A 21,609-nucleotide genomic window follows, 5' to 3' on the forward strand; every position below is an offset into this window, starting at 1 on the left:
CAACCTGCCTCTGCAAGAGGCAGGTCAGGGAGGCCGCGTTTTATCGCGTTTGGGGGATTTCTAATAGTTCGCTCCAGCGGTCAATTACGCGGGAACGATCGTAATTCAAGGCGATTTCACGAAGGTCTTTGCTCGCCTGCAAGTCTCCTGTTACAAAGCATTCCATTCGATCCGCTAACGCGACGGAGTCACCGGGGGGAAACATCCATCCCATTTCCTGCTGAGACGCTAACTCAGGGATCGCAGCGACGTTGGTTGCAATCACGGGAGTTTGGCAGGCAAAGGCTTCCAACACGATCAGCCCAAAGCACTCGAGCGCACGCGTTGGTAACACGAAGCAGTCGGCTGCAGCGTATGCCAAGGGGAGTTGCGTTTCGGGGAGTCGCCCCAATAGCCGCACGCTATCTCGCAATTCAGCGGCATCGATCCGAGATTGCAGTTCGTCTCGCAGTGGTCCGCCACCGCCAATCAGCAAGCGAAAGGAATGCCCACGTTGACGCAACAATGCGCAGGCGTCCACAAGTGTATCGAGCCCCATTCGATTCTCGAGTCGCCGCAATGTAAAGAACAAGGGGTGGTCGGTCCGCCAATCGCCACCCAGTTGCGACCGGAGGAGGCCGCGATCCTCGGCCGGTTGGAATCGTTCCGTCTCCACCCACCCCGGAGCAACGATTCCTTTCCCTTTCACAACGCTACCGTACTTTTTTGCAATTTGATCCATCGTGAATTGCGAGAGCGTTTGGACACGATCGGCAAGAGCACAATTACGCCGTTCCACTCGGCCAGCCATCCAGATCGACAGTCGTGTGGCGATGCTGATATTACCCGCCACATTGCTCAACAGTTCGTCATCAAAAGGTGAATGAACCGTATAGTTAATGAGCACGTTTTTTCGACTGTGGAGAGCCTTGGCGGCACCGAGTCCTTGTAGCGGGCTGTGGCTGCTCACCGCCACAATTGGATTCTTTGCATCAAGTTGCTCCACCAACATGCGAGTTTGCTGTACATGATGGGCCATCCGCCCGCGACCGCTCGTACCTGCGGCGGGTGGTGAGTAGCGATGCACCTGCACGCCATCGACTACCTCTTGGGCAGGAAGACATTCTTTGCCCGGAGCGGCGCAACAGACGTAGGACACCCGGTGGCCGCGATTCGCCAGATCGATCGCGAATTCCGACGCTAAACGGAATGAGCCACCGATCATGTCGTCGTACCAAGCATGGCACGCGACGATTAGGTGAGGGTGAGTGGGAGAAGACATTGGCCTTTCGTAAAACCTTCGTTAGCCAACGACAAATTCGCGTCGTGCTGGTACATAGAGTCCGAACACCGCGCCCATCAGGATCATCACGATCACACCGCTGCCGGGATCTCCACTGAATTGCTGATGCGAAATGGTAAAAGATGCTCCGTAGGCTAGCACCATTGAGACAAGTGAAAGCTGAAGAATTTTGGTTTGGAAGGTTCCAAGCGGATTGCCCATTGCCCGTTTGACCGCGAAATAAAAGTGTTTTCCCGCGATCACTACGCAAATCACGCCGAACAGTCCTAGTTCCATAAAAATGCGGCTGATACCATCCTCCTGCCACGCCCTCGGTCCCGAGATGCCGCCCATGTGATAGCGTCCCTGAGTCGCCGACCCAAGCCCTGCACCAAACACCCCAGTTTGATGAATGGTGCCGAGTACCGAATTGGAAATCAGTTCATTCGCCCTTATGCCCCCTTCGGTAATCAGGCTGGAGGCAAAGTCTGCGTAGGCATCGTTATCGCTGCCTCTGCCAAGCATCAGCAAGCTAACTCCGACCGGTAGCGCTAAACTAGCTAAGAATCCCAGCATACGGTTTGCAGGGACTAGGTTTTTTAATTTACCGATAAAGAACCAAGCAGCGACAAACACAAAAGGCATCCCAATCATCTTACGACGACCCGCTAGAAACAGGCAGAAAAATGCCCAGGATGCAATGGCAATCCATCCCGCTTTTGGTCGACCGTCGGCCCGCACGTAAAAACAGAAGCAAAACATCGCAACCGATGCTGCATGAAGTCCCATGATATCCGGACTGCGGTAGAAGCCCGAAATAAGGTCCACAGTGTACCCGCTTCGATAACGGATCCAGTTCATGCCTCGCATACCGCCAAGCCCCGCCCAGTCGTAGCCGAGATGCTCGAGCGGGACGCCAATCAAGAAAACTGCGTTGACAAAAATATAGAACGCGAGCATTCCATAAATATCCTTGGATTGCCGAGGCAATGCATAGCCAATCGCCAAGCCGAATAGCGGGACCACGAAAGAAACTCCGCCCACGACCGCCATCTTGTAGCCACCTGGGTAAAGAATCACTGCCAATCCTGCGGCTGGAACCAAACCGATCAGAAAGGTCGAGATGCTTTTACGCAGCAGTGGGTGTTCGGAAAAGGCTCGCGACACAAGTCCTGGATAGGACTTCGTCGCACCGAGGAAGACGGCACCCCAAACCGCTGCCCCGGCGACGGTGATCAAAACGCTTTCCGAGGGATCCGTCTTGCGAACGATATCACGTAGCAAGTCGATGAAAATTGCGAAGTAAATACCACGCCGGAAATCACTCAATGCAATCAGCGCCGACAACGCGACAAAGCTGTAGTAGATCGTAGTCATCGAACGACGATGCGCCTCGGGATTTCAGGATCGTGACAAACCGTCACATCGTTACCGTTTGATTTTGCGTTCATGGGCTGCGGATGTTAACTGTTTTGTAGCGGCCACGATGCCCTCGGCGGCAACGAGAGGCGAATAATCGCTAATCAGCTCCTGGCACGCTGCGCGCATCGACTGGAGTTGTTCAGGATAGACTGACACTTGCACCATTAATTCAGCAAGCTGATCCCATTGGCCAAATGGAAATACCCAGCCTGTTTTACCGTTGACGATCAGATCGAACGCACAACCAATTTGGTCACTCACGATAGCAGGTAAGCCACACGCCATCGCTTCATTGACCACTAAACCCCAGGTTTCTCCATGGTCCGAAGGGAGCACCAAAGTGTCCGCAGCGACGTAGGCGTCCACGATCTCGCTCTGGTTCAAGAAACCAGCAAACGTGACAGGAAGAGATTTTGCCTCAGCGAATCGTTGGCATTCGCGGCGAAGTTCACCATCTCCAACCATCAATAAGTGCAGGTTCGAGGAGGAATGATACGCTTTTTCAAATGCATGTAGAAGTTCCAAAGGGTGTTTCTTTGTTTCAAACTTGCCACAAAAAAGAAGGCATAGGCTATCAGTTGGGATGCCCCAAGCGAGACGCAGTGTGTCACGTTGCGGTGCAGCAGCAGTCGCCGCCAAGGTGAAGCGATCATTCTCAACGCAGTAAGGCGCATCGAACATGCGAGAATCCAAAACGCCATAGTTGCGATAGAACTCTCGGTTCGCGGTACCGATCGGTAGAAAAGCATCAAATTGACGTACTAGCCGCTTTTGTACCGTCTTTTTCCACCATGCACGCGGTCGCAGTAGATTCGCCTCGCCGCGAACAATACAAGGGATTTGCAATCGTTTGCACGCCCAGAGCGTTTGCAAGCAGGTTTTGACGACCCAGCCATTGACGATCACCACGTCCGTTTTTCGCTGCTTGAGTTCGGCCGCAATGCCGGGGGTGTCACATCCTCGATAATGTGTGACTCCGGGATCTGCAGAAACATTCTTCAACACGCTGTACTGGTAACCTTCCAAGAGCGGAACGTCCCACTGGAAGTCGACGCTAAAGCCAGCTCCCTGGGCTGCCGCGTCGGGCAGCATCGCAAACAACACCTGGAACTCCATGTCGTCCCGCTGCGCCAAGTGCCGAAACACCGGAACTTGGTACTGAATGGGGTGACTTGTAACAAATGCCACACTTGGTTTGGACGTGCGGTTCACCGTTCGTCATCCGATATTGTCTGGATGAGTCGCGGTCCCGAAACTCGTAGCGCGATTGCGCCAATGAACGCTCTGGTTTCGCCAATGAATTTTACAGGGATCCACCAAGGATGCTTGAGATGAAATCGGGTGCAGACTTCGCGAACCATTCGCCGGCTGATGTAAGTCCAGCGTTTCAAACCGCGACCGTGCAGCAACGCGAAATAGTGGTCACCGATACCATGTTCTGGTGACATCGAAGTGAGGTGATTGCTGTTGCTGCGGGTACCACCGCGCGGTGCCCGCAGATGATAGATGCGTGCTTTCGGTAGAAACGCTATTTTGCCGCCCGACTTGCACAACCGCTTGCTGAATTCGTTGTCAAATCGATAGGCGACCGGAGGTGTGAAGTTCTCATCGAAGCCTCCAACTTGTAACGCGCGCTGGCGGCGGACGGTCATATTGCCCGACATCGCGTTTTCGATCATCGCGGGACGGTTCGAACGGAATCGAAAGTCGGCGTCGGCAAAGCAGCCGTTACTCTCGGTATGGACATAGTCGTCATCAGGATTCTCACCCGGCTGTAACACCTGCCCCGCGACTGCCCAGATTTCATCACTCGAGAAGCCGTCCATGTGAGCCGCAAGGAACCCGGAATCGATTCTGATATCGTCATCCAGAAAAAGTACGAACTCTTGGCTTGCTCGTCTCAAGGCCTCGTTCAACGCCCCGGGCTGAGACGCCTTGTCGAGTTGCAGCCAAACGATGTGATTGTCGTGATGCCACGCGGCGAGGTGCGCGGCTACCGACGGATCGTGCTCGGCAGATTGGTCAACGACCAGAATCTCGCTTGCGCGTGGGGTCTGGTCCAGCAGCATCTGGATAGTGTCCACGAGTACCTGTTCCCGGCCCAGTGTCGGAATGGCAATCGTGAGGGGAAGAGTCGACGTTGACATTGCTTAGGGATCGAGCCGCGAGCTTTGTTGTTCTTCAATTACCGCGACCAGTTCGCGGATTCCTTGAATCCTTGCGATCTGAGATTCCAATAGATGGATTTGAAAATGGCTTTCAACGTCCATGATCAGGTTGACCTGCTGCAGCGAATCCCAACCGTCGATTGAATCACGCGTGGTATCGATGCTGATCTGGTCCGCATCAACGCCGAACAGATCGCTGACGATTGATGCGACGGTATTCAGAATTTCGATTTGTTCGCTGCTCATGTCTGGCCCGGGGGTGTCACTGGAGGTACCCGCATCTTAATCCAGGCTGGCATTTCCACGCTACTTCTTTGCCCGCAATTCAATTCCCAGGCCCCGTTTGCAAAAACAAAACCGTGCTGATCGTAAAAATCCGCGCAAGGTGAATTCTTTGCGGTGGGAATGTACCTGCCGATAATCCTTTCACAGGACCTCAACCGCGCAATATCAATGATCTCAGTCAGCATTGCCGTTTCGATGTTTCGACCAATCACCCGACAGCTCATCAAAAGCGAATCGATCTCACACCCGTCCGGCTCGAACCGCAGAATCGCTACACCCACGATACCACTGTCGCCGAACCGGTCGGAGACTTGAAAGGCTAATACTTCTGACTCATTTGCCCGGCTGAGTTCATTGATTTGCTGGATCGAATAACGCCGCGTCGTCAAATTGAATTGATTTGTCTTCTGGGTCAACTGTGCGACTCGCTCCAGCATCGCCGCATCAGGATCGATCCGCTCGACGACCGTTTCCAGAGAGTGCAGGTATGTTTCCAAATCACTGGACTCTGCCTGAGCATCTCGCCGCGAACGCTGCTGCGCGTACATGCGACCGCGATTCTGATCATCCTGGCTGACCCATCGACGTTCAAAACCGATTTCATCACGAACGATAGCTGAATAGCCTGAGGCGTCTTTGCCGACGTCCAGTACACGGACTTGCGGCAATGCATGTCGCACCTGTTGCTGTTCAACCGGGTTGTCATCAAGAAACACAAAACTGTCAATTCCGACATTCAGTTCAGCTGCCAATGACTGCAGATTTGAGCTTTTGTTTTCCCAGTTGATACGCACGGCCGCGAAATGCTCCGGACGCAACAGCATATCCGGATGCTGCTGGATCACCTGCCATGCATCAGCATGATTGTTTTTGCTGCAGATCGCCAACAATACACCGCGATGGTGAAGATCAAGCAACGCTTGTTGTAGCTTTCGGTGTGGTTGTCCGGCAGGCGAATCGTCGAGTCGTATACCATCGTACCCGTCCTCGCCGACAACTCCGTGCCACATCGTGTTGTCCAGATCAACTACCAGAACTTTTTTGGCGGGCAAGCTCAAAGCTCCGATGTGCTTCAGCCAATGCTTTGCAAGCACGGCGACTGCATCGCTGGCCATGGGCAGTCGAATGGTTTGCCAGCGTTGTTCGTCATACCAACGTGACGCACCGAATCCATAAACCAAATGCTCCATGTCCAGCAGGCAAAATCCCGGACGCCGGTCGATTTCACATCGCAGAAATTGATTGATCCGCTGGATGCAATCACGCTGACCGCCCGGTCGTCCCGGGTCACCGATCCCGAGACACAGCAGCGGAGGTGGCTCGAGATTGTGGATTACCATGTATCCCGAATTGTGTTTGCGAAAGTGGTCCATCAGCGTTCCAAGCTCGTTGCAGACCCGATCGACGATCTTCTCGGTATCGGATTCTGTGCGGCTGGCGAATCCGTCCCACAATTCGGGGGCGACCACGCGCGTCAGCAATGCCAGGATTGTGACGTCCGCTTCAAAACGGTGGTAATCACTGCCCGGCGTCAACAGCTCTTGTGCATACGTATTGAACTGACCGAGAAATGGATCGATTCTCAATCGCTGTGTGTAAGCACTTGCCGTCAACAGCGCAACGGCGGGCTCAATCGTGTACGCTCGCAGGAATGCAACCTTGATCCCCGCCAGACAAAAATCATCACGAACGGGATCCAGAGTTCGTTTTGTCCACGCGGACAATGCGGCACTGGGATCCGCATCCCATGCACGCGCAAGCCAGAGTTGAACCTCGGAGAAATTTTGATCATTCAAGGCGGCGGCGATTTGCGACTTGCATTCAGCAAGACGCGCCCGTTTATCAAAATGATTTACTTCCATTACTTTCGCTGGTAGATCTGACGTATTGATTCAAGCACCGTAGAGGGCGCGTTTGCAAATTCTTCTGGCACCAATGCGGCGGTTTGATCCGTTTTCAGCTTTGGCCACCGCGGGCAATGCACCTGAAGTCCGTCGATTCGATTTTCAAGATGTTTGCAAACAGTCTCAGCTGCCGCTTTGGCGGCAGCGTATTCCACCATTTCCCGGGGAATGGTATCTAGGAACGCGGTCGACGGACAAAGCAAATTTTGAACCTGGAAGCCGTCACGCACCAACCCATGAATCAATTCGCTAACCCCGTAAACATAATAGCCACAAAAATCCTGGAACTTCGCTGTCGAAAACTCTCCCGTCCCTGCCGAAATCGCAGGGGTGGCAAAATAGTACACATCCAGACTGGTGGCGGGAGGTTTCAAATCGGTAAGCACCAAATCTCGGACATTCAGTTGAGTTATCGTGATCTCCCCTGGGGCCTCACAAAGTTCCTCTTTCATTCGCAACGCGTCGGATCTGCCACGTGCAAAGGTGAGAGTCACATCAGCGCCTCCTGCTGCGAGCAGTTTACACGCGACTTCGCCCAAGCCTCGCGAGCCGCCAACCACCAGCGCTGAAGAGCCGGCAAATTCCTCCGGTCCGACCAAACCGCAGGCGTCCGCGAAGGAGAGTTGCCGGGTTGGTTCGGGGCGAACAAAAGCGGTGATCTCACCGGTGCATTCAGGTGTTTTTATGCTCAGTGTGGCCATGCGGAAACGTTTGTCGGCGCGAATGACTTGATAAGCCATGGCACGCTTAGGGCAGGTTTCTGCAACGGGCGAAAACGAAAAATCGAAACGTGAGTACAAGGAATGGCGGCCAGGACATTCCATACCGACGAGCGTCGATGTCGTCACGAGATCACACAACTGATTAACGGGAATCGACTGATACGCACTTGGAAAGCGTTCTGCCAAAGAGTTGGAGTCGACTGGGTAACGCAGTTCGCCACAGGCCGTTTCGACCTCGTCAAACGTTCTGCTGCGGATCGCCACATCGGCCTTTTTCGCGACACAATTACCCGAATCAGATGGTCGATTGTCGTTCTGAAACAAAACGTCGAAAAAAGCAACTTGAGCCCCAGTCGATATGGTTACACGGAACTGAAGTGCTCCCCGTTCCGTTAATGTCCAGGTTACTTTGTCGCCGACGACTACCGGACGCAGAAACGACCCCTTTAACGATTCAAGCCGGATCCGATCCGTCTGCGAACAGAGTAGCTCAAGCCCTTGCATGACTAGGTGCATCCCATGGACTACCGGCATTCCAAAAACGGTTCTCCTGGATTCCAACGGGTCAACATGCAGCGGGTTAAAATCACCGCTGATCTTCGCAAACTCAAGACAGTCCTGAAGCTCAAAGACCTTGTGAGCGGTTTTCGTCATTGCGGAAGCGGCTCTGGAATTCATACGTTGCCCTCCCGCATTCCCAACATTCTTGCCGGAGGTGAACCCACAATACTGCCAGGCTTGACGTCCTGAGAGACCACCGCCCCCGGACCCACAATCGCTCCCTCCCCGATGTGTACTCCCTGCAGAATCACGGAACCCACACACAGAAGCACACCGTCGCCGATGGTAATGCGATCGGAGCTACAACCTTGTCCGTCGATCAATTCACCGGAAAAAGTGTTGTGTTTGTGGTCGGAAATGACCACTCCATCTCCAATCAGACAATGATCTCCGATCGACACTCCATCGCTGATCAGCAAATGGGTTCCGCGCCCAATGAAAACGTGATCGCCAACAACAATCTCCGCATCATCGCTTACGACATCAAACCAAACGTCCGGTTCCAGAACACATCGGGTGCCAAATTTGGTTGTCCACGGTCGATCGATTCGTGACTTGCATCCAAACAAACATTTTGCTCCTACAGCAGCGCCGCAGACTGCAAACCATTTGCTGCGGATTCTGGCAAACGACAATCGTTTGATTTCGGCAAACTTCCAAAGGAGACGGGAAAAGCTCATCGTGCCCGAGTGGCCCTTTTATCGTTCGATACTGATTTCAGACGTTCGGCAAAGAATTGTTCCAATTCCCGCCCGACACGTTCCCAAGTATGTTGGTCTGCGGTTTTTACCGCGGCCGATGACATTTTGCCGGCGGCCTGCAGATCGCGTTGTATCTCAACAACCCGATCGACAATCTGCTGCGGTGCGTTGAAATCGCACAAAAATCCATTCAAGCCGTGCTGTATAATATCGACCATGCCTCCCGCGGTTGTTCCAATCACGCAAAGTCCGCGCGACATCGCCTCCAAAAATATTTTGCCGAAACCGTCAAATAGTGAGGGGTAAAGAAAAACGCCGTGCCCGTCGAACTCTTTAACCAACTCTTCTTGCGTCATCCAACCGAGCAAGCGAACTCGCGGAGCGACCGGTCCGAGTAAATTTTTCACTTTGGCATGGTCGCCCGGATGACAGATCCACGTGAGCGACAGATTCTCGTCCGCGGACAGTAACTGTTTCGCAGCGGTTGCAACAGCGTGCGGACCTTTTGCGAAATGGTAACCCGCCACGTATAGCATCTTACGCAATCGGCGCGGCGTCATCTGCGGGACGTGGTTCGCACGGAATACTGCTGCGGGTGCCTGTGGGATCGTCGCGATTTGCTCCCAGGCAAGCCGATGTCGCTGGTGCAGGAACTGTGCATCCAGACTGTTGCTGACGACATAACCATCACAGACTTTCGACGCCTTGTGAATATGCTGGCCCGTTACCGACACTAGGCATTTACTCAGTTTCGACTTGATCGATGAGTGGGCGGCAAGACCCAGGATTCGAGACCACTTCGACAGCACCTCTTCCAAATGATCATCCAATCCGTGACTTCGCACGATAAATGCACCTTCAAAGCCCCGTGATCGGAGTTTCCTACCGGCGAGAAAGCTTTGTCCGAGATTTACGGTAACGATATCAAACGAGGTGCGACGACTAGCAGCCAGAATGGCTTTCGCATACGTCCCTGGCAACTCCAATGCATAGTGCAGGTTTCCATGAGCGATTCGCCTAGGCAGTTCGTCGGCCCAAATCGTCTGGACCTCATGTCCAAGGTTCCGCAATTGCCGAACCATCAGTAATTCTGTTCCGCCAGCACCCGAATTTGGATCAGGATCGACTTCAGATACCCAAAGAATTTTCATGCGTCGCGCGGAAACAACTGTCGCAGATTGTGGACCAGCAGCGCTTTCCAAGCTCTCAGGTGAAAAGCATTCGAGGCTATCGCGCGTTTGAAATACTGACCTGCAAGTATGGGATCTTTTTCTGCAAGCGCAGCTCCCACCAGCAGTAGACTGGTCGCGCGATCAAAGCTGGAAGTGGTTTCATCCTTGCGCACGCGACATTTCTCAGACAACCGTTCTGCTTCACGCAACCACTCGTGATCAGCAGCACCCTGCCGGGTGGCTCGAAAGCAGGCCTGGGCCAGTTCACTGAATTGCTTCTGCGCATCCTGGAATCGCGCGCTGATACAGTCAGTGCTGACGGTGCGCTGATAGAGAACTTCGGGCACCACCACAAAATTGCCAATTTCTGACAACCGCAGCCAAAGGTCACTGTCCTGGGCATAGTAAAAGGGAACGCGGTAACCGCCGACCCGTTCAAGTGCATCACGGCGCATGAGCACGCTTCCGTGGGCGGGCACACCGATCAGGTGATGATCCTCACCGGATGCCAGTTTAACGGTGTGGCCGAGATTCCTGTGTGTTTCGCACACGATGCCTTCCGGGGTGACATCTTCGACCCAGCAAGTAGCCAACACCGCAGACTCGTCTCTTGCTAACGCGGCAACCTGTTTTTCTAGCCGATCAGGTATCGAAATATCGTCCGCATCCTGTCTGGCAATGAATTCTCCTTGTGCCATTCCAGACGCAGTGATCAAAGCCTGAGTTAATCCTCGGTTCTCCTGATGAAGAATTTTCAGACGCTGATCCTGCTTGGCCAATTCATCGAGAATTCGCCCGGTATCATCCACTGATCCATCATTAATGACGATGCACTCCAGATCAGTGAAGGACTGTTCCAAAATTCCTATAACCGATTCACCGACTGAATGGGCGGCGTTGCGGACTCCGATGATGACTGAAACATCTGGCATTAACTCAATACAGCTATGAGAGCAGAATGATTGTGGTGATCGATTCCAGCCAATCGATCAAGTCCGGCTGGTGGCGATTCTTCGGTCCGTCGCCGGGAAAAAGATATCTCGAAATTTCAATACAGGAAACTCGATTATGTTCGCCATTACGATTCCCAGGCACAGGCTTAATAGCAATGAAAGGAACACCGTAACGTAGGTACTAACGTCGACTGTTCGTTCATGAATTCGCGGGATGATCCAACTTGCCACGACGGCGTGCCAGACATAGATGGAATAGGAATAGGTGCCGACCCAGGCAAGGCTGCTGGAAATAAAGCCAGGGTTTTTCATCTTAAGCGGGATCACTGCGAACAGAATCATGGCGCTGCCGAGGTAGTTTGTCGTAAGCCCATAGACACGTATCCAGCTATACTCTCGCGCGGAATAGATGAACGGGGGCATCACAAGCAAAATCCCTGCAGTCAGCAGGATCACGCGATATCGCGCCGAAAAATTGATGAACCAATCGTGTTGGAAGTTCCACAAATAAGCCAACAGGATTCCCATCGACAGGGCATCGCACCGCAAGTGGGTTACCGCCGGCACGTTAGTAAACGTGTTGGCAAATGCGATACGCAAGCTCAAGACTACCACACCAACGCCAACAAGGATTGGCGGCCATGACCGAAACGGATTGCCCGAACCGAATCTTGAACAGCTCCAAACCAAGATAATCACCGCAATGTAGAAGTGCTCCTCAACGGCAAGAGACCATGTGTGTCCCCACACGCTTGGCAGGTAGTTTTGCACAAACAAGGCTTCTGCAAGCAGTTTGCCGGGGCTGATATTTGAGAGGTCGTTGGCAAGCAGGACAATGCAAATCGTCGTGACGAACAGAAAGAAATAGAATGCCGGATATATTTTCAGAGCCCTTCGGATGGCAAACCGTCCTGCACGAACACGCCCGTCGCGTTTGTATTCCCGAAACAGCAAGCTGGTAACAAGGAATCCGCTCAACACAAAAAACAAGTCCACTCCAATCCACCCACCGCGTTTAAGGGCCATCATTAGCGGGTTTGCAGGTGCAGGGGTATGGCTGATTATCACCAAGATGCAGGCTATCGCTCGCAGTATGTCAAGCTGTGCAAGACGTTTCGGCTCTTGTATTTCCTCTGTCATCGATTCGCGTTGCACGTCGCGTGGCAGCCCGCGAATCGGCCGGATCCGAACTGATATAACAGGAATGATTCAACCGTCATAAGCACGTAGCAGACTTGTTCCTTGTCTGGCACGAATATATTGGCAACAGGATAATTACGATTGCAAGTCCCTCCGTCATCAATGATACGCGCGATGTCGCGATCCAATGTCATTATGTCATCCACGCTTGCTTCATCGTGTCGCTGCCGGGGCGTCGTCGCAACTTGCTGAATGACTCACAGATAGTCCCAACGATTCTCCATCCCAGTAACCGCGCCATCGTGCCCACGAGACGATATTGTGTCCCTGACCCACCAGCGCAATCCGCTTTTCTCGCCACTTCAAAGCACTCGTGCGCTAGCTTCGTCTGCCCGGAACGTCCGAGCTGACGCGCAAGCGAGAACGCCCAGCGAGAGAAGTGCTGCATCTCCGGACCACCAACCTCCACCCCGGCCTGCTTCGCACAAAAATACAGAGTCGGAATCAGTTGACCAAAGTCTCTCAACGCGTTTACGCTCAGGCCACCTCCCGTCAGCCGCTCATGGGTATGTTGCCGGTGCTGCGAAACGAATTCATTGCAGAACACCAGCTTCGTTCCGAGTGCTCCGACGCGAGCGTCGTAGTGCCAGTCCTCTCCCATCCGCATCGTTGTCCACGCTCCAACCTGATCGCAAACGCTGCGTCGATACAAAGGCGTGTGCGTATTCCACCAGCGGTCAACCAACAATTCAGGAAACAGCGATTCAAATCGAACCCCTGACTTCTTAAAGGGGGCAACCAGCACATGCCCCGTTTCATTGATCAGGCAAGTCTTCCCGTAGGAGACGCCACAGTCGGGATTGGATTGAAGTGCTTCGACCTGAGCAGTGAACTTGTTGGGCAGTAGGCGGTCGTCACTGTCTAGGTATTGGATAAACTCACCACGAGCGATTTGCCTGCCCCGCTCGCGAGCGCCGCCGGGTCCGCAATTCGCAATGCGAATGGATCGCACAATGTCCGGATTTCCCGACACGATCGATTGAATCAACTCGGGCGTGTCATCTGTCGATCCGTCATCGACAAGAATCACTTCGATGGGGCGATAGGATTGCGCGAGAACACTCTCCACCGCTGCCTCCAAAAACACCGCTCGGTTGTATACCGGAATGATCGTGGACACCAATGACGCGTGAATATTCATTCGGTTGGTCGCACGTCTGACTTCGAGACACAGAATCCCAAACTGCCTGTGCGGTAAAGTGCATCACACTTCCGGTCAATTTCCGGCCATTTCATTTTCCGCGGCGTCAGGAACGGCGTTCGCCTGTCAAAACGATGCAGCATCCCCAGCATCCACCTGACTGGACGCGAATATCGCCCCATTCGCGACAACGAACGCAGTGTATCCATCGACGACCAGAGTTGATCCACCTTCAATTCAGGCGCTGATTCGATTAGAGACAGAAAACCCCATGGTGTGACGTGAAAGAACGATTGGTGAAATGGCTCACCCAGTGAGACTGTGCCCAGATAAATGCCACCCGGTCGCAACACTCTGCAAACCTCGCTGACCGCGACAAACGGATTATACAAGTGTTCCAGCACCGCATAGGAAAGCACGCAATCAAATGATCCGTCTTTGAACGGCAGTGCATGCGCATCTGCAAGAAAGTCGGCGGCCTTATTCGAGTAGTCGACGCCAACGTATCGATGATTCAATGATTCCACTGGGGCGGCGTGATCACGCGATCCGCATCCAAGATCCAGCACATCAATGCCGCTGGCAAAACGATCCTGAACAAGCGACATCAGCTGAGAGCAGTCTCGAACCGACTTCGGCCCGGCATAGGTAATGTCAGGTGCCATCAATCTGACTGATTTTAGATGCTCTTCAGGATCGAGCCTCAGGAATTTAGGCATTGAAATGTTGGCGAACGTGCGATTCTTCGGTCGCAAATCACGACCCGTGCGATCCTCGAACTTGCAAGTTCCGCAACGTGGAAACGATTCAAACGAAACGTTGCCACCGCAGTCGGGACAACTCAGCACGTCTCGATACCAAGGGGCTTGTGTATTCAATTCGGTTGTATTCTCTCGCTGCATCAGACGTCCGGACTGCTGTCAAGTTTCTTCAGACAAACACTGGATGAGACAAACAGGCAGTCAGCCCGCCGTAAGAGGTGCGAACCATCAAACTCTCTGCGCTGATCATATATCCCGAAAACACCCATTCCCTGTGAATGCATGAATTCATTGAAATCCGCGAACGGCACATGTTTCTCGTTACCTAACGAGAATCCCAATTCCGCCAGCACGGTACTGATCGCGTTGCGTTTAAAAAGTTCCTCTGCTCCCCTGACAACCTCCAAGTCGAAACCTTCGGTGTCTATCTTCAGGTAATCAATCTTATGAATTTCGTGATTCTCGCAGAATTGACTGAGCGATTGCACGGATACTTCCTCGACTTCCAGCGGTTCTTCATTGTCAAAATTAACAAATGAATTGTTGCAGCTTCCCTGATAAATGTTGATTTTCGCAACTGAAGTGCTGGCCCCTAACGCCAACTGATGACATCGCACATTGGGGAATCGCCGAACATTCTTGGTCAATGTATCGAAGGTTGATTTGACCGGTTCAAATGCGTGGATAATGGCACGCGGATATTGCTGGGCAAGACTGCAAGCGGTCTGCCCAACATTGGCACCTACATCAAAAATTATGGACGGGGCTTCACTAATAATCCTCGTCCGATCAAATCGCAGATTGTTTCCGCGAGGAAACCAACCACGATAAATTCTGCAATCAAACCATCGCTCCATCAAACGTTTTGTATTACTCAACAGTTCCATCACAGCGGGTGCTCCCCGGAAACGGCGTTTAGGAAGGGCTGTAGCGCGTCCAGATCGACATGCAAATCACGAAAGAGTGGTTTGCCTTCAGCTGGTTTGCCCACAAAGTGCCAGTAGTCGTGCCCGAGAATACTGGCGACCGCGTAAAAGTGAGGATTGGGTGACCCGGAATCACGTATTTCTGCGACGCGTGTGCCTGGCGCGCAAAAGAGCAGGTTGGCAAAACCCGCACCGTGCAACCCAATGACCGCTTGCGCACTTGCCATGACTTCCATCTGTTCGACAAATGAAAGTTTCTCAAGAAAAACACGTTCAAAACCATACGGCTGAATTTTATTCCAAAATTCAGTTTCATTACTCATTCGACGGTTCGCGCACTCTTCCCTACAAATGTAGATGCGTCTGTCTTTCCGACCCGGAGGCAACCCAGAAGTGAGTCTTTGGCGGATTTCGCCGAGCACGCGACTGTTAAACATGCTATAGCGGAAAACATTGAGCCGCCTGACCTCGATCACTTCGTCCGCTGATTCCAGGAATAACGGGTCACGCACGCCAAGCATCTGCAGAGCATCCCGACGGGGCTGATCCAGAAGGTCCGCCGCCGGCAGCAGGATCGGTACATCTGGTAAGTGCGTTTGCGCCAGGTGAATCCTTGGTAAATGAAAGAACAGCCACAGAAAATAATTTCGCGTGGAGTGGGTGCCAACCCAACAGGCTGAATCAATCTGCCGGACTGTCGGCCGGCCACGAAGTAATCGCGCATGATCCGGTGAGAATTGACAGCCGTCAACGACCACTTCGCGGTCATCGTTAGTGATGACCGCGTAGAAGTCGTTTTGCCACGGGCTGCGTACCCGCAGCAACCGGCAGTCCCGTAACTCGGCGGCCACCGGGCCCAGTTGAAGCAGTTCGGGCACGTCGTAGAACGAGAACGCATACTTACCCCGCGAATCCTCCAACTCCGTGCGGCTATGAATATTCTGCGGAAGTCGAAAGTCTCCTGGCTCGTCGTCCATCAACCTGCACCAGGTTGTTCCCTGTTCGGTGCAGTAGTCTTCGCTCGCTGTTTGTTGTAGACACGGGTAACCGAGATACCGCGGCGGAACATTCAGGTTTCTTATCAACCGGTTCCGTACGCGATCAAGTAACGATGGATTCATGATGATTGAACCTGATCCAATCTCCGGTCGTTTCCGTTTGACTGGATTCGCGTGAAAAAATGGTTGCAACCGACGGTCGTGACCCGCTCATAGTTCCTTGCAGCCAGGTATTGGCCAACAAGATCCCTTTCCCGGTCATAGGTGCACTCGGTTACCAGTACCGTCGGCCGAAAACGCTCAAGGTCCAGCCCGTCCAGTACTTCCATTTCATGCCCCTCGACATCAATTGTCATGAAATCGATTGGGCCAGTGACATCTTTGAGAATCTCGTTCAAGCTCCGGTGCGGGACGGTAACCGACTCGATGCTGGCGTTCAGTCGTTTGCACTTTTCGAGATGAACAGGATCGGCCTCGGTGAACGACATCATTCCGGACCAGTCGGCATCGGAGCGAACCTTGTTGAAGGTGATTGTGCCGCTGGCGTCGCGACCGCCGACGGCTGCCTGTACCACGTCGCTTTCAGGTCGATTCATACGGCAACGGTCCGCCATTTCCGGATCGGGTTCGACCAGAATGCACTTCCAACCCAGTGCTTCGAAGGCGTAGGTGTTGCTGCAGGATTTTCCGTCGAAGGCGCCGACCTCCACACACGTTCCATCCGATTTTCGCTCAAAGTAGTTCCACAGAAAGACGTCTTCGCCATGCTGGGATTGAAAGCTGATTGTCTTGTTGTGGATATGCGATGCCAGATCTGAGTACACCTGATTACTGGCCTCGTTTTGTGCAATCCTCGCAGCCCGTATTTGCTGCTGGAGATTTTCGAGACGGCTCCAAAGTCCACGAATTGCCCTGCGTGTCCTAAATGCGACTAACAGGATGCAAACGAGACTCGCAACAAACATAGCGACAGTGGCTGTCATCATCTTCGAACCGCCTTAATCATTGAATTCGGGTTCACTACTTGCGGTCTCTTGGAGACCTGCTTACGCGGCGCATGCGATGTCGAACGTCTTGAGCGATCCGAAACAAAGTTGGCGAGGCGTGCCTGTTCAAACAGCCGTAATGGTCCAAAATCTCAGCCGCAATTCGTTCGTAAAGTTGCGGTCGCGTTGCCCACTTCTGTGAGATTGCGCGATCGCGATTCTGTAAAACGAACGGGCGCATCTGCTCGTACCGTTGCCAGGAAAGGCTGTCCAGGATTGACTCCAACTCATCCACGGATTGGAATGAGATTAGGCCGCGTTCGTCAAAATATCGATGAATCCCGTCGCAGCCGTAGTAAATCGGAACGGTTTCTGTCAGCAGGCAATCGATGATTTTTTCGGAAAAATAGGCATCACGGCTGCAATTCTCCATGGCGATTGAGAATGCATAGTCGGCCAGGCCATCCATTTTACTGTCGATCCACTTAACACCTTTACCAAAGCGGTCCACTCCGGAACGGTTGGCAAGGCGTGCGATCACCTCGTTCCTCAATACATGCCCGGCGACTGGGTTTTGATGGTGGGCACCGATCATTGATACTAAGCGGATCTTATTGTAGTCGCGACGCTCAAGTGAGTCGTCACCCAGCCAGTTGGTTCCGAAAACGAGTTCGCGATACGGGAATCCGCGTTCCAGCAATCGCGCATCGTGCGTCAGCACTATCGCGAACCGATTGCACAGATTGACGTCTTCAAAAAAAGGAACGCTGGTGTTGGGTTCGCTTAGGACCGCAATCCGAAGCCTCTTGGGGTAGCGAAGATAACTGCGGCCGGTGGTCGCAAAATAGTCCAAAAACAAGCCCAAGTGATAACGCATCGCTTCGGACTTGCCATCTTCGAACCGGAACCGCAATTGCGTCTGCTCACAAGTCACATCAAGGGACTTTGCGGTACGATGCCCGTAACAATCAATATTCAAAACCGACCGTTTCATCCGTTGTGCCTGAGAATGTCTGGCAGAGATTGTTTCAAACTAGACAAGCGGGTCAATCCTGCCAGATGACACTAGGGGCAAGCTCACCGAAAGGACGTGCCGCCAACTGCTTGATGCGGCTTGTTGCGGGTTTCGCCATGATTTGATCCCGGTGCTCGGCGTTGCGATCACCCGAGCGATTGGGGGCTTCGGGATGCCATAAATGGAACACCGGCAGAAACGCGCCTTCGCTGTGTTCCAGCTGCCGTGCACGATCGAGAAACTCGTTGTCTTCGCCGCCCCAGCCATAAAAAGCTTCGTCGTGACCGCCAATTTCCATATAAGCTTTACGGGTCACAGCCATCGGGGTGGGGTTGTTCTGAACGACTTGTTCCAGTTGGGTCACCGACTGAAATGAACGCTGATTCTGTACGCGCTCAGAAGCGGCCTGGTCCAGATAAAATATGTAACGGGGCAACCGCGACGACTGAAGCTTTCCGTTGACTCGTTTGGCGACCTCTCTGCCAAAATGCGTCGGGACGACATAGTCACCGTCGTGTAGGACAACAACGCGACCTTTGGCACGCCGTGCTCCAAAATTCAACGCCCAGGAACGGTTGTACGGCATTTCCCGGCACGTGGTAGGCGTGTGATAGTAGCGAGCCCCATCAGGTACGTGCTCTGCGAACTCCTGCTGCCAACTTTGTTCGACAATGATCACCTCCGTCTCACAGTCCGATTGGCCCAGCAACGATGCCACCGTTGCCTGAAACTGAGGAAGGCGTCCGGTACCCCGGACACCTACCACGAATGAAACCTCCGGACGGTCTGAACAGGCGTTGGGCCGGGTGTCAAACGCCACCGGCCACTGTTGCAAACAATGCTGCAGGATTTGGCCGCCGACATGCGGTAAAAAACGGGCAACCGTCAGCGGTGAACTATCCCGCCAGTGACAAATGCGGCCGTCTGTCTCAGGGGTTGTTGTAATTTTCTCATGGCGATTGTGTAGGTCTTTCCAGTTCCATCCGAAAGCAGATGCCACGCCCGGGAACTTGAGTATCAGTTCGGTGCGCCAGCGCTCATGCAGCCAGCAACCAAGGTATTCCTTAAAAGTCAATGAATGAGGGGCCATGATCAGTGTGGAGGTGGTATAGGGCGATTCTAAACGCGTTTGAGCAGCACGTCAGCCTGCAGGGGCTGACCGTCCGGGGCAAAACAGAAACCATCCATCACCTGCGGGACGAAACCAAAATGCGTCGCGTAATTGACGATTTCATGCCAGAGAGGCGCACCCGCGTAGAGCGGAGTGAATTGAACCTCGGAGATGATGTACTCAATATCTCGGAGTCGATCACCACAACCTTTTAATGCTTCCAGCTCAAATCCCTGAACATCCAACTTGAGAAGTTTCACTGCTTCGATGGAATTCTCCGTCAGGTAAGTGTCGAGCCTCGTAACCGGCACCGCTTCCCTCCGGACTTCATCAAAATCCATATCCGGCCAACCTTGGGTTGCCGCGTCGGCTACCGAAAGAAACGAACTGGCTCCGTGCATGCCCGTAACGATCAACTCCATTTGCGACATGCTGCTGCCGACGCCCAGATGATTCACAATGCAGCGTGGCGAACCTCGAAATGCACCCCAGGTGGATGCAATTCCCTCCAGTCGTGTAGACAGCTCCCCGTTGGGTTCAAAACAATGTACTTGCGTCAGAGGTGCCTGAACCAGCACCTTTGATGCAAACCCCCCTTTATTGGCACCGACGTCCAGGACCACACCGGGCGTCGTCCCGAAGTCGACCAGATCAAGGACGGGACGTTCGCATTGGTACGTCTTCCTGCGCGTTTGGCGACGCATACGGATGAAGTTTCTGACCAAGTCAATCATTAAAATTCCATCTCGGCGGTTGATAAGAAGGCATTTAGATATTGAACGGGATTTTCAGACATCGGTCGGTGTGAGATATCGATGCGGCCACAATGGATCGTTTGATTCGACTGCCCACGCAGCGTTTCGAAATTCACGGTGTGACAATCGCGACTCCCGGTTCCCGCGACCTGACAGATGATTCACGCAATCAGTCCGTTTGATCCTGGTTTCACACTAGCCTTTGGTTTGGCGATCGATGCTTTCCGAGAATCGATGAATTCATCAAGTTGCACGGTCAGATCCTCAATGGCCGCAAGTCTCGCAACATCGAATGATCGAGTATCAAACGGCCATTCTTCTCCTTGTTTCATGGCGTCTGGAATCCCAAGTATCCTTCGTTTGACCTTGTAGAAGGTGTCGGACAGACCGGCGGGCAACCAGCGAAACCGACTCGCCAAACTATTGCCTTCATTGATTTCGCGAGGAGGAATTGCGGGAACGGTTCGAGGCTCCAGTTCACGCGAAGACAGCAGAGCAGATTCCCAGCCATCGACACAACGCTCCCATGAGTAACGCGACGTGACCAACTTGTGTGCGTCTTGCGACAATGTCGCCAATGTTCCGCGGTTCCGATCGAGCTGCCTGACGACTTCCGCACATCCCGCTGTATCTCCAATGTCGAACAGCCTCGCCGTTTCGCCATCAATCAGAAACCCTTCAGTGCGATGGCCAACGTACTTTGATGAGACGGGAACGACACCGTGAGACATTGCTTCAATCAGCGATATCCCAAAACCCTCCGACTGGGAAAACGACAGCAGAATGTCCGTCTGCGGAAAAATGTCGCGGTGTAAACTGATCGAATCAACGAATCCATGAAAGCGCACCGAACGGGAGGTGATTGCGTTCCGTAGAATTTCATCACAGGGGCCGCTTCCAAAAACGTCAAGTTGATATTTCAACTTCATTGATTCCAGTGCGTCGACAACACCGATCATGTCCGTCACTCGTTTGTCCACGTCTGCCAGTCTTCCAACATACGCCAGACGCAGCGGTTGTTGCGGAGCGGCCTGTGGATGCAATGGATGAAGCGATGTGCCATTAGGAACATGGAAAATATGGGACTTCGGCATCCCAGCCCATTCCGCGAGTCGGCAAGTCAGTGCTCCCGGATTCACAGAAACATCGGCAAAGGGCTGGAAAAGTGTGGCGTCCGCAATCTGTGTCGGCATGTTCGTGTGCAATGAAAGTACATAGCGACCATGATAGTCGCCGTTCCTTTTTAGAGCGCAAACCGCATCGTGCGCATCAACCACCGACATGGGAATGTAGTAATCGGGGCGCAGGCGTTTAATCGTTCGCATGACCGCCCTCACGCGAGCACCCATCGTCATCGTCGACCCGTCGATCGTGACTGTCTCAAGGTTCGGATGCGCGACTTTATATCCGGTGGAGTCATTTGTGCTTGGGCCGTGGACAAGTGCCACGATCGGTTCCCAGCCACGTTTTTCCAAACCACTGCTAAGTTGATCGAGCCATGTTTGTACGCCGCCGATCGGGCTGGATGTGGGGCAAACAAAAAGTAAACGGTGACCTTTTACCATGA

Annotated in this window: 20 protein-coding genes; all 20 read right to left on the minus strand. The window is 53.1% G+C overall.

Annotation, left to right across the window (positions count from 1 at the left end; all coding sequences use genetic code 11):
• Positions 1 to 40: 40 nt before the first annotated feature.
• Positions 41 to 1,261, minus strand: a complete 1,221-nt coding sequence (locus Pla52o_RS04855; RefSeq protein ID WP_146593395.1) for a glycosyltransferase family 4 protein — start codon at positions 1,259 to 1,261, stop codon at positions 41 to 43.
• Positions 1,262 to 1,282: 21 nt separating this feature from the next.
• Entirely contained in the window at positions 1,283 to 2,500 is a 1,218-nt protein-coding gene (locus Pla52o_RS04860) for a hypothetical protein (protein WP_146593396.1), read from the minus strand.
• Between the two features lie 189 nt (positions 2,501 to 2,689).
• Positions 2,690 to 3,895 (minus strand): glycosyltransferase family 4 protein, encoded by a 1,206-nt coding sequence (locus Pla52o_RS04865; RefSeq protein ID WP_146593397.1) that lies wholly within the window; start codon positions 3,893 to 3,895, stop codon positions 2,690 to 2,692.
• The gene (locus tag Pla52o_RS04870) at positions 3,892 to 4,830 is read right to left on the minus strand and encodes a glycosyltransferase family 2 protein (protein ID WP_146593398.1); all 939 of its coding nucleotides are present in this window, start codon (positions 4,828 to 4,830) and stop codon (positions 3,892 to 3,894) included. Before Pla52o_RS04870 ends, Pla52o_RS04865 begins: the two co-directional genes overlap by 4 nt.
• 3 nt (positions 4,831 to 4,833) lie before the next feature.
• Entirely contained in the window at positions 4,834 to 5,097 is a 264-nt protein-coding gene (locus Pla52o_RS04875; protein ID WP_146593399.1) for an acyl carrier protein, read from the minus strand.
• Positions 5,094 to 6,998 carry an HAD-IIIC family phosphatase gene (locus Pla52o_RS04880; protein ID WP_146593400.1) on the minus strand — a complete coding sequence of 635 codons (1,905 nt, stop codon included), beginning with the start codon at positions 6,996 to 6,998 and terminating at the stop codon, positions 5,094 to 5,096. The genes Pla52o_RS04875 and Pla52o_RS04880 overlap by 4 nt, the downstream gene beginning before the upstream one ends.
• Positions 6,998 to 8,416 (minus strand): SDR family NAD(P)-dependent oxidoreductase, encoded by a 1,419-nt coding sequence (locus Pla52o_RS04885; RefSeq protein WP_197168989.1) that lies wholly within the window; start codon positions 8,414 to 8,416, stop codon positions 6,998 to 7,000. The genes Pla52o_RS04880 and Pla52o_RS04885 overlap by 1 nt, the downstream gene beginning before the upstream one ends.
• 20 nt (positions 8,417 to 8,436) lie before the next feature.
• Positions 8,437 to 9,003, minus strand: coding sequence for an acyltransferase (locus Pla52o_RS04890; protein ID WP_146593402.1), 567 nt, complete (start codon positions 9,001 to 9,003; stop codon positions 8,437 to 8,439).
• Positions 9,000 to 9,833 carry a glycosyltransferase family 4 protein gene (locus tag Pla52o_RS04895; RefSeq protein WP_231612112.1) on the minus strand — a complete coding sequence of 278 codons (834 nt, stop codon included), beginning with the start codon at positions 9,831 to 9,833 and terminating at the stop codon, positions 9,000 to 9,002. Before Pla52o_RS04895 ends, Pla52o_RS04890 begins: the two co-directional genes overlap by 4 nt.
• 338 nt (positions 9,834 to 10,171) lie before the next feature.
• Positions 10,172 to 11,128, minus strand: coding sequence for a glycosyltransferase family 2 protein (locus tag Pla52o_RS04900; RefSeq protein ID WP_146593404.1), 957 nt, complete (start codon positions 11,126 to 11,128; stop codon positions 10,172 to 10,174).
• Between the two features lie 57 nt (positions 11,129 to 11,185).
• On the minus strand, positions 11,186 to 12,289 hold the full coding sequence (locus tag Pla52o_RS04905) for an acyltransferase family protein (RefSeq protein ID WP_146593405.1): 1,104 nt from the start codon (positions 12,287 to 12,289) through the stop codon (positions 11,186 to 11,188).
• Positions 12,290 to 12,482: 193 nt separating this feature from the next.
• Positions 12,483 to 13,490, minus strand: a complete 1,008-nt coding sequence (locus tag Pla52o_RS04910; RefSeq protein WP_146593406.1) for a glycosyltransferase family 2 protein — start codon at positions 13,488 to 13,490, stop codon at positions 12,483 to 12,485.
• The gene (locus Pla52o_RS04915) at positions 13,487 to 14,155 is read right to left on the minus strand and encodes a class I SAM-dependent methyltransferase (protein WP_197168991.1); all 669 of its coding nucleotides are present in this window, start codon (positions 14,153 to 14,155) and stop codon (positions 13,487 to 13,489) included. The genes Pla52o_RS04910 and Pla52o_RS04915 overlap by 4 nt, the downstream gene beginning before the upstream one ends.
• Before the next feature lie 236 nt (positions 14,156 to 14,391).
• Positions 14,392 to 15,138 (minus strand): FkbM family methyltransferase, encoded by a 747-nt coding sequence (locus tag Pla52o_RS04920; protein ID WP_231612113.1) that lies wholly within the window; start codon positions 15,136 to 15,138, stop codon positions 14,392 to 14,394.
• Positions 15,138 to 16,298, minus strand: a complete 1,161-nt coding sequence (locus tag Pla52o_RS04925; protein ID WP_146593409.1) for a glycosyltransferase family 61 protein — start codon at positions 16,296 to 16,298, stop codon at positions 15,138 to 15,140. Before Pla52o_RS04925 ends, Pla52o_RS04920 begins: the two co-directional genes overlap by 1 nt.
• Positions 16,295 to 16,999, minus strand: a complete 705-nt coding sequence (locus Pla52o_RS04930) for an FkbM family methyltransferase (RefSeq protein WP_197168992.1) — start codon at positions 16,997 to 16,999, stop codon at positions 16,295 to 16,297. Before Pla52o_RS04930 ends, Pla52o_RS04925 begins: the two co-directional genes overlap by 4 nt.
• Positions 17,000 to 17,195: 196 nt before the next feature.
• Positions 17,196 to 18,020, minus strand: coding sequence for a glycosyltransferase family 10 domain-containing protein (locus Pla52o_RS04935; RefSeq protein WP_197168993.1), 825 nt, complete (start codon positions 18,018 to 18,020; stop codon positions 17,196 to 17,198).
• 187 nt (positions 18,021 to 18,207) lie between these two features.
• A complete protein-coding gene (locus Pla52o_RS04940; protein ID WP_197168994.1) occupies positions 18,208 to 19,251 on the minus strand; it encodes a galactosyltransferase-related protein in 1,044 nt (347 codons plus the stop codon).
• A gap of 44 nt (positions 19,252 to 19,295) precedes the next feature.
• Positions 19,296 to 20,021, minus strand: a complete 726-nt coding sequence (locus tag Pla52o_RS04945; RefSeq protein WP_146593413.1) for an FkbM family methyltransferase — start codon at positions 20,019 to 20,021, stop codon at positions 19,296 to 19,298.
• 182 nt (positions 20,022 to 20,203) lie between these two features.
• Positions 20,204 to 21,607, minus strand: a complete 1,404-nt coding sequence (locus Pla52o_RS04950) for a glycosyltransferase family 4 protein (protein ID WP_146593414.1) — start codon at positions 21,605 to 21,607, stop codon at positions 20,204 to 20,206.
• Positions 21,608 to 21,609 lie beyond the last annotated feature (2 nt).

The organism is Novipirellula galeiformis, assembly GCF_007860095.1.
GTDB classification, from domain to species: Bacteria; Planctomycetota; Planctomycetia; order Pirellulales; family Pirellulaceae; genus Novipirellula; species Novipirellula galeiformis.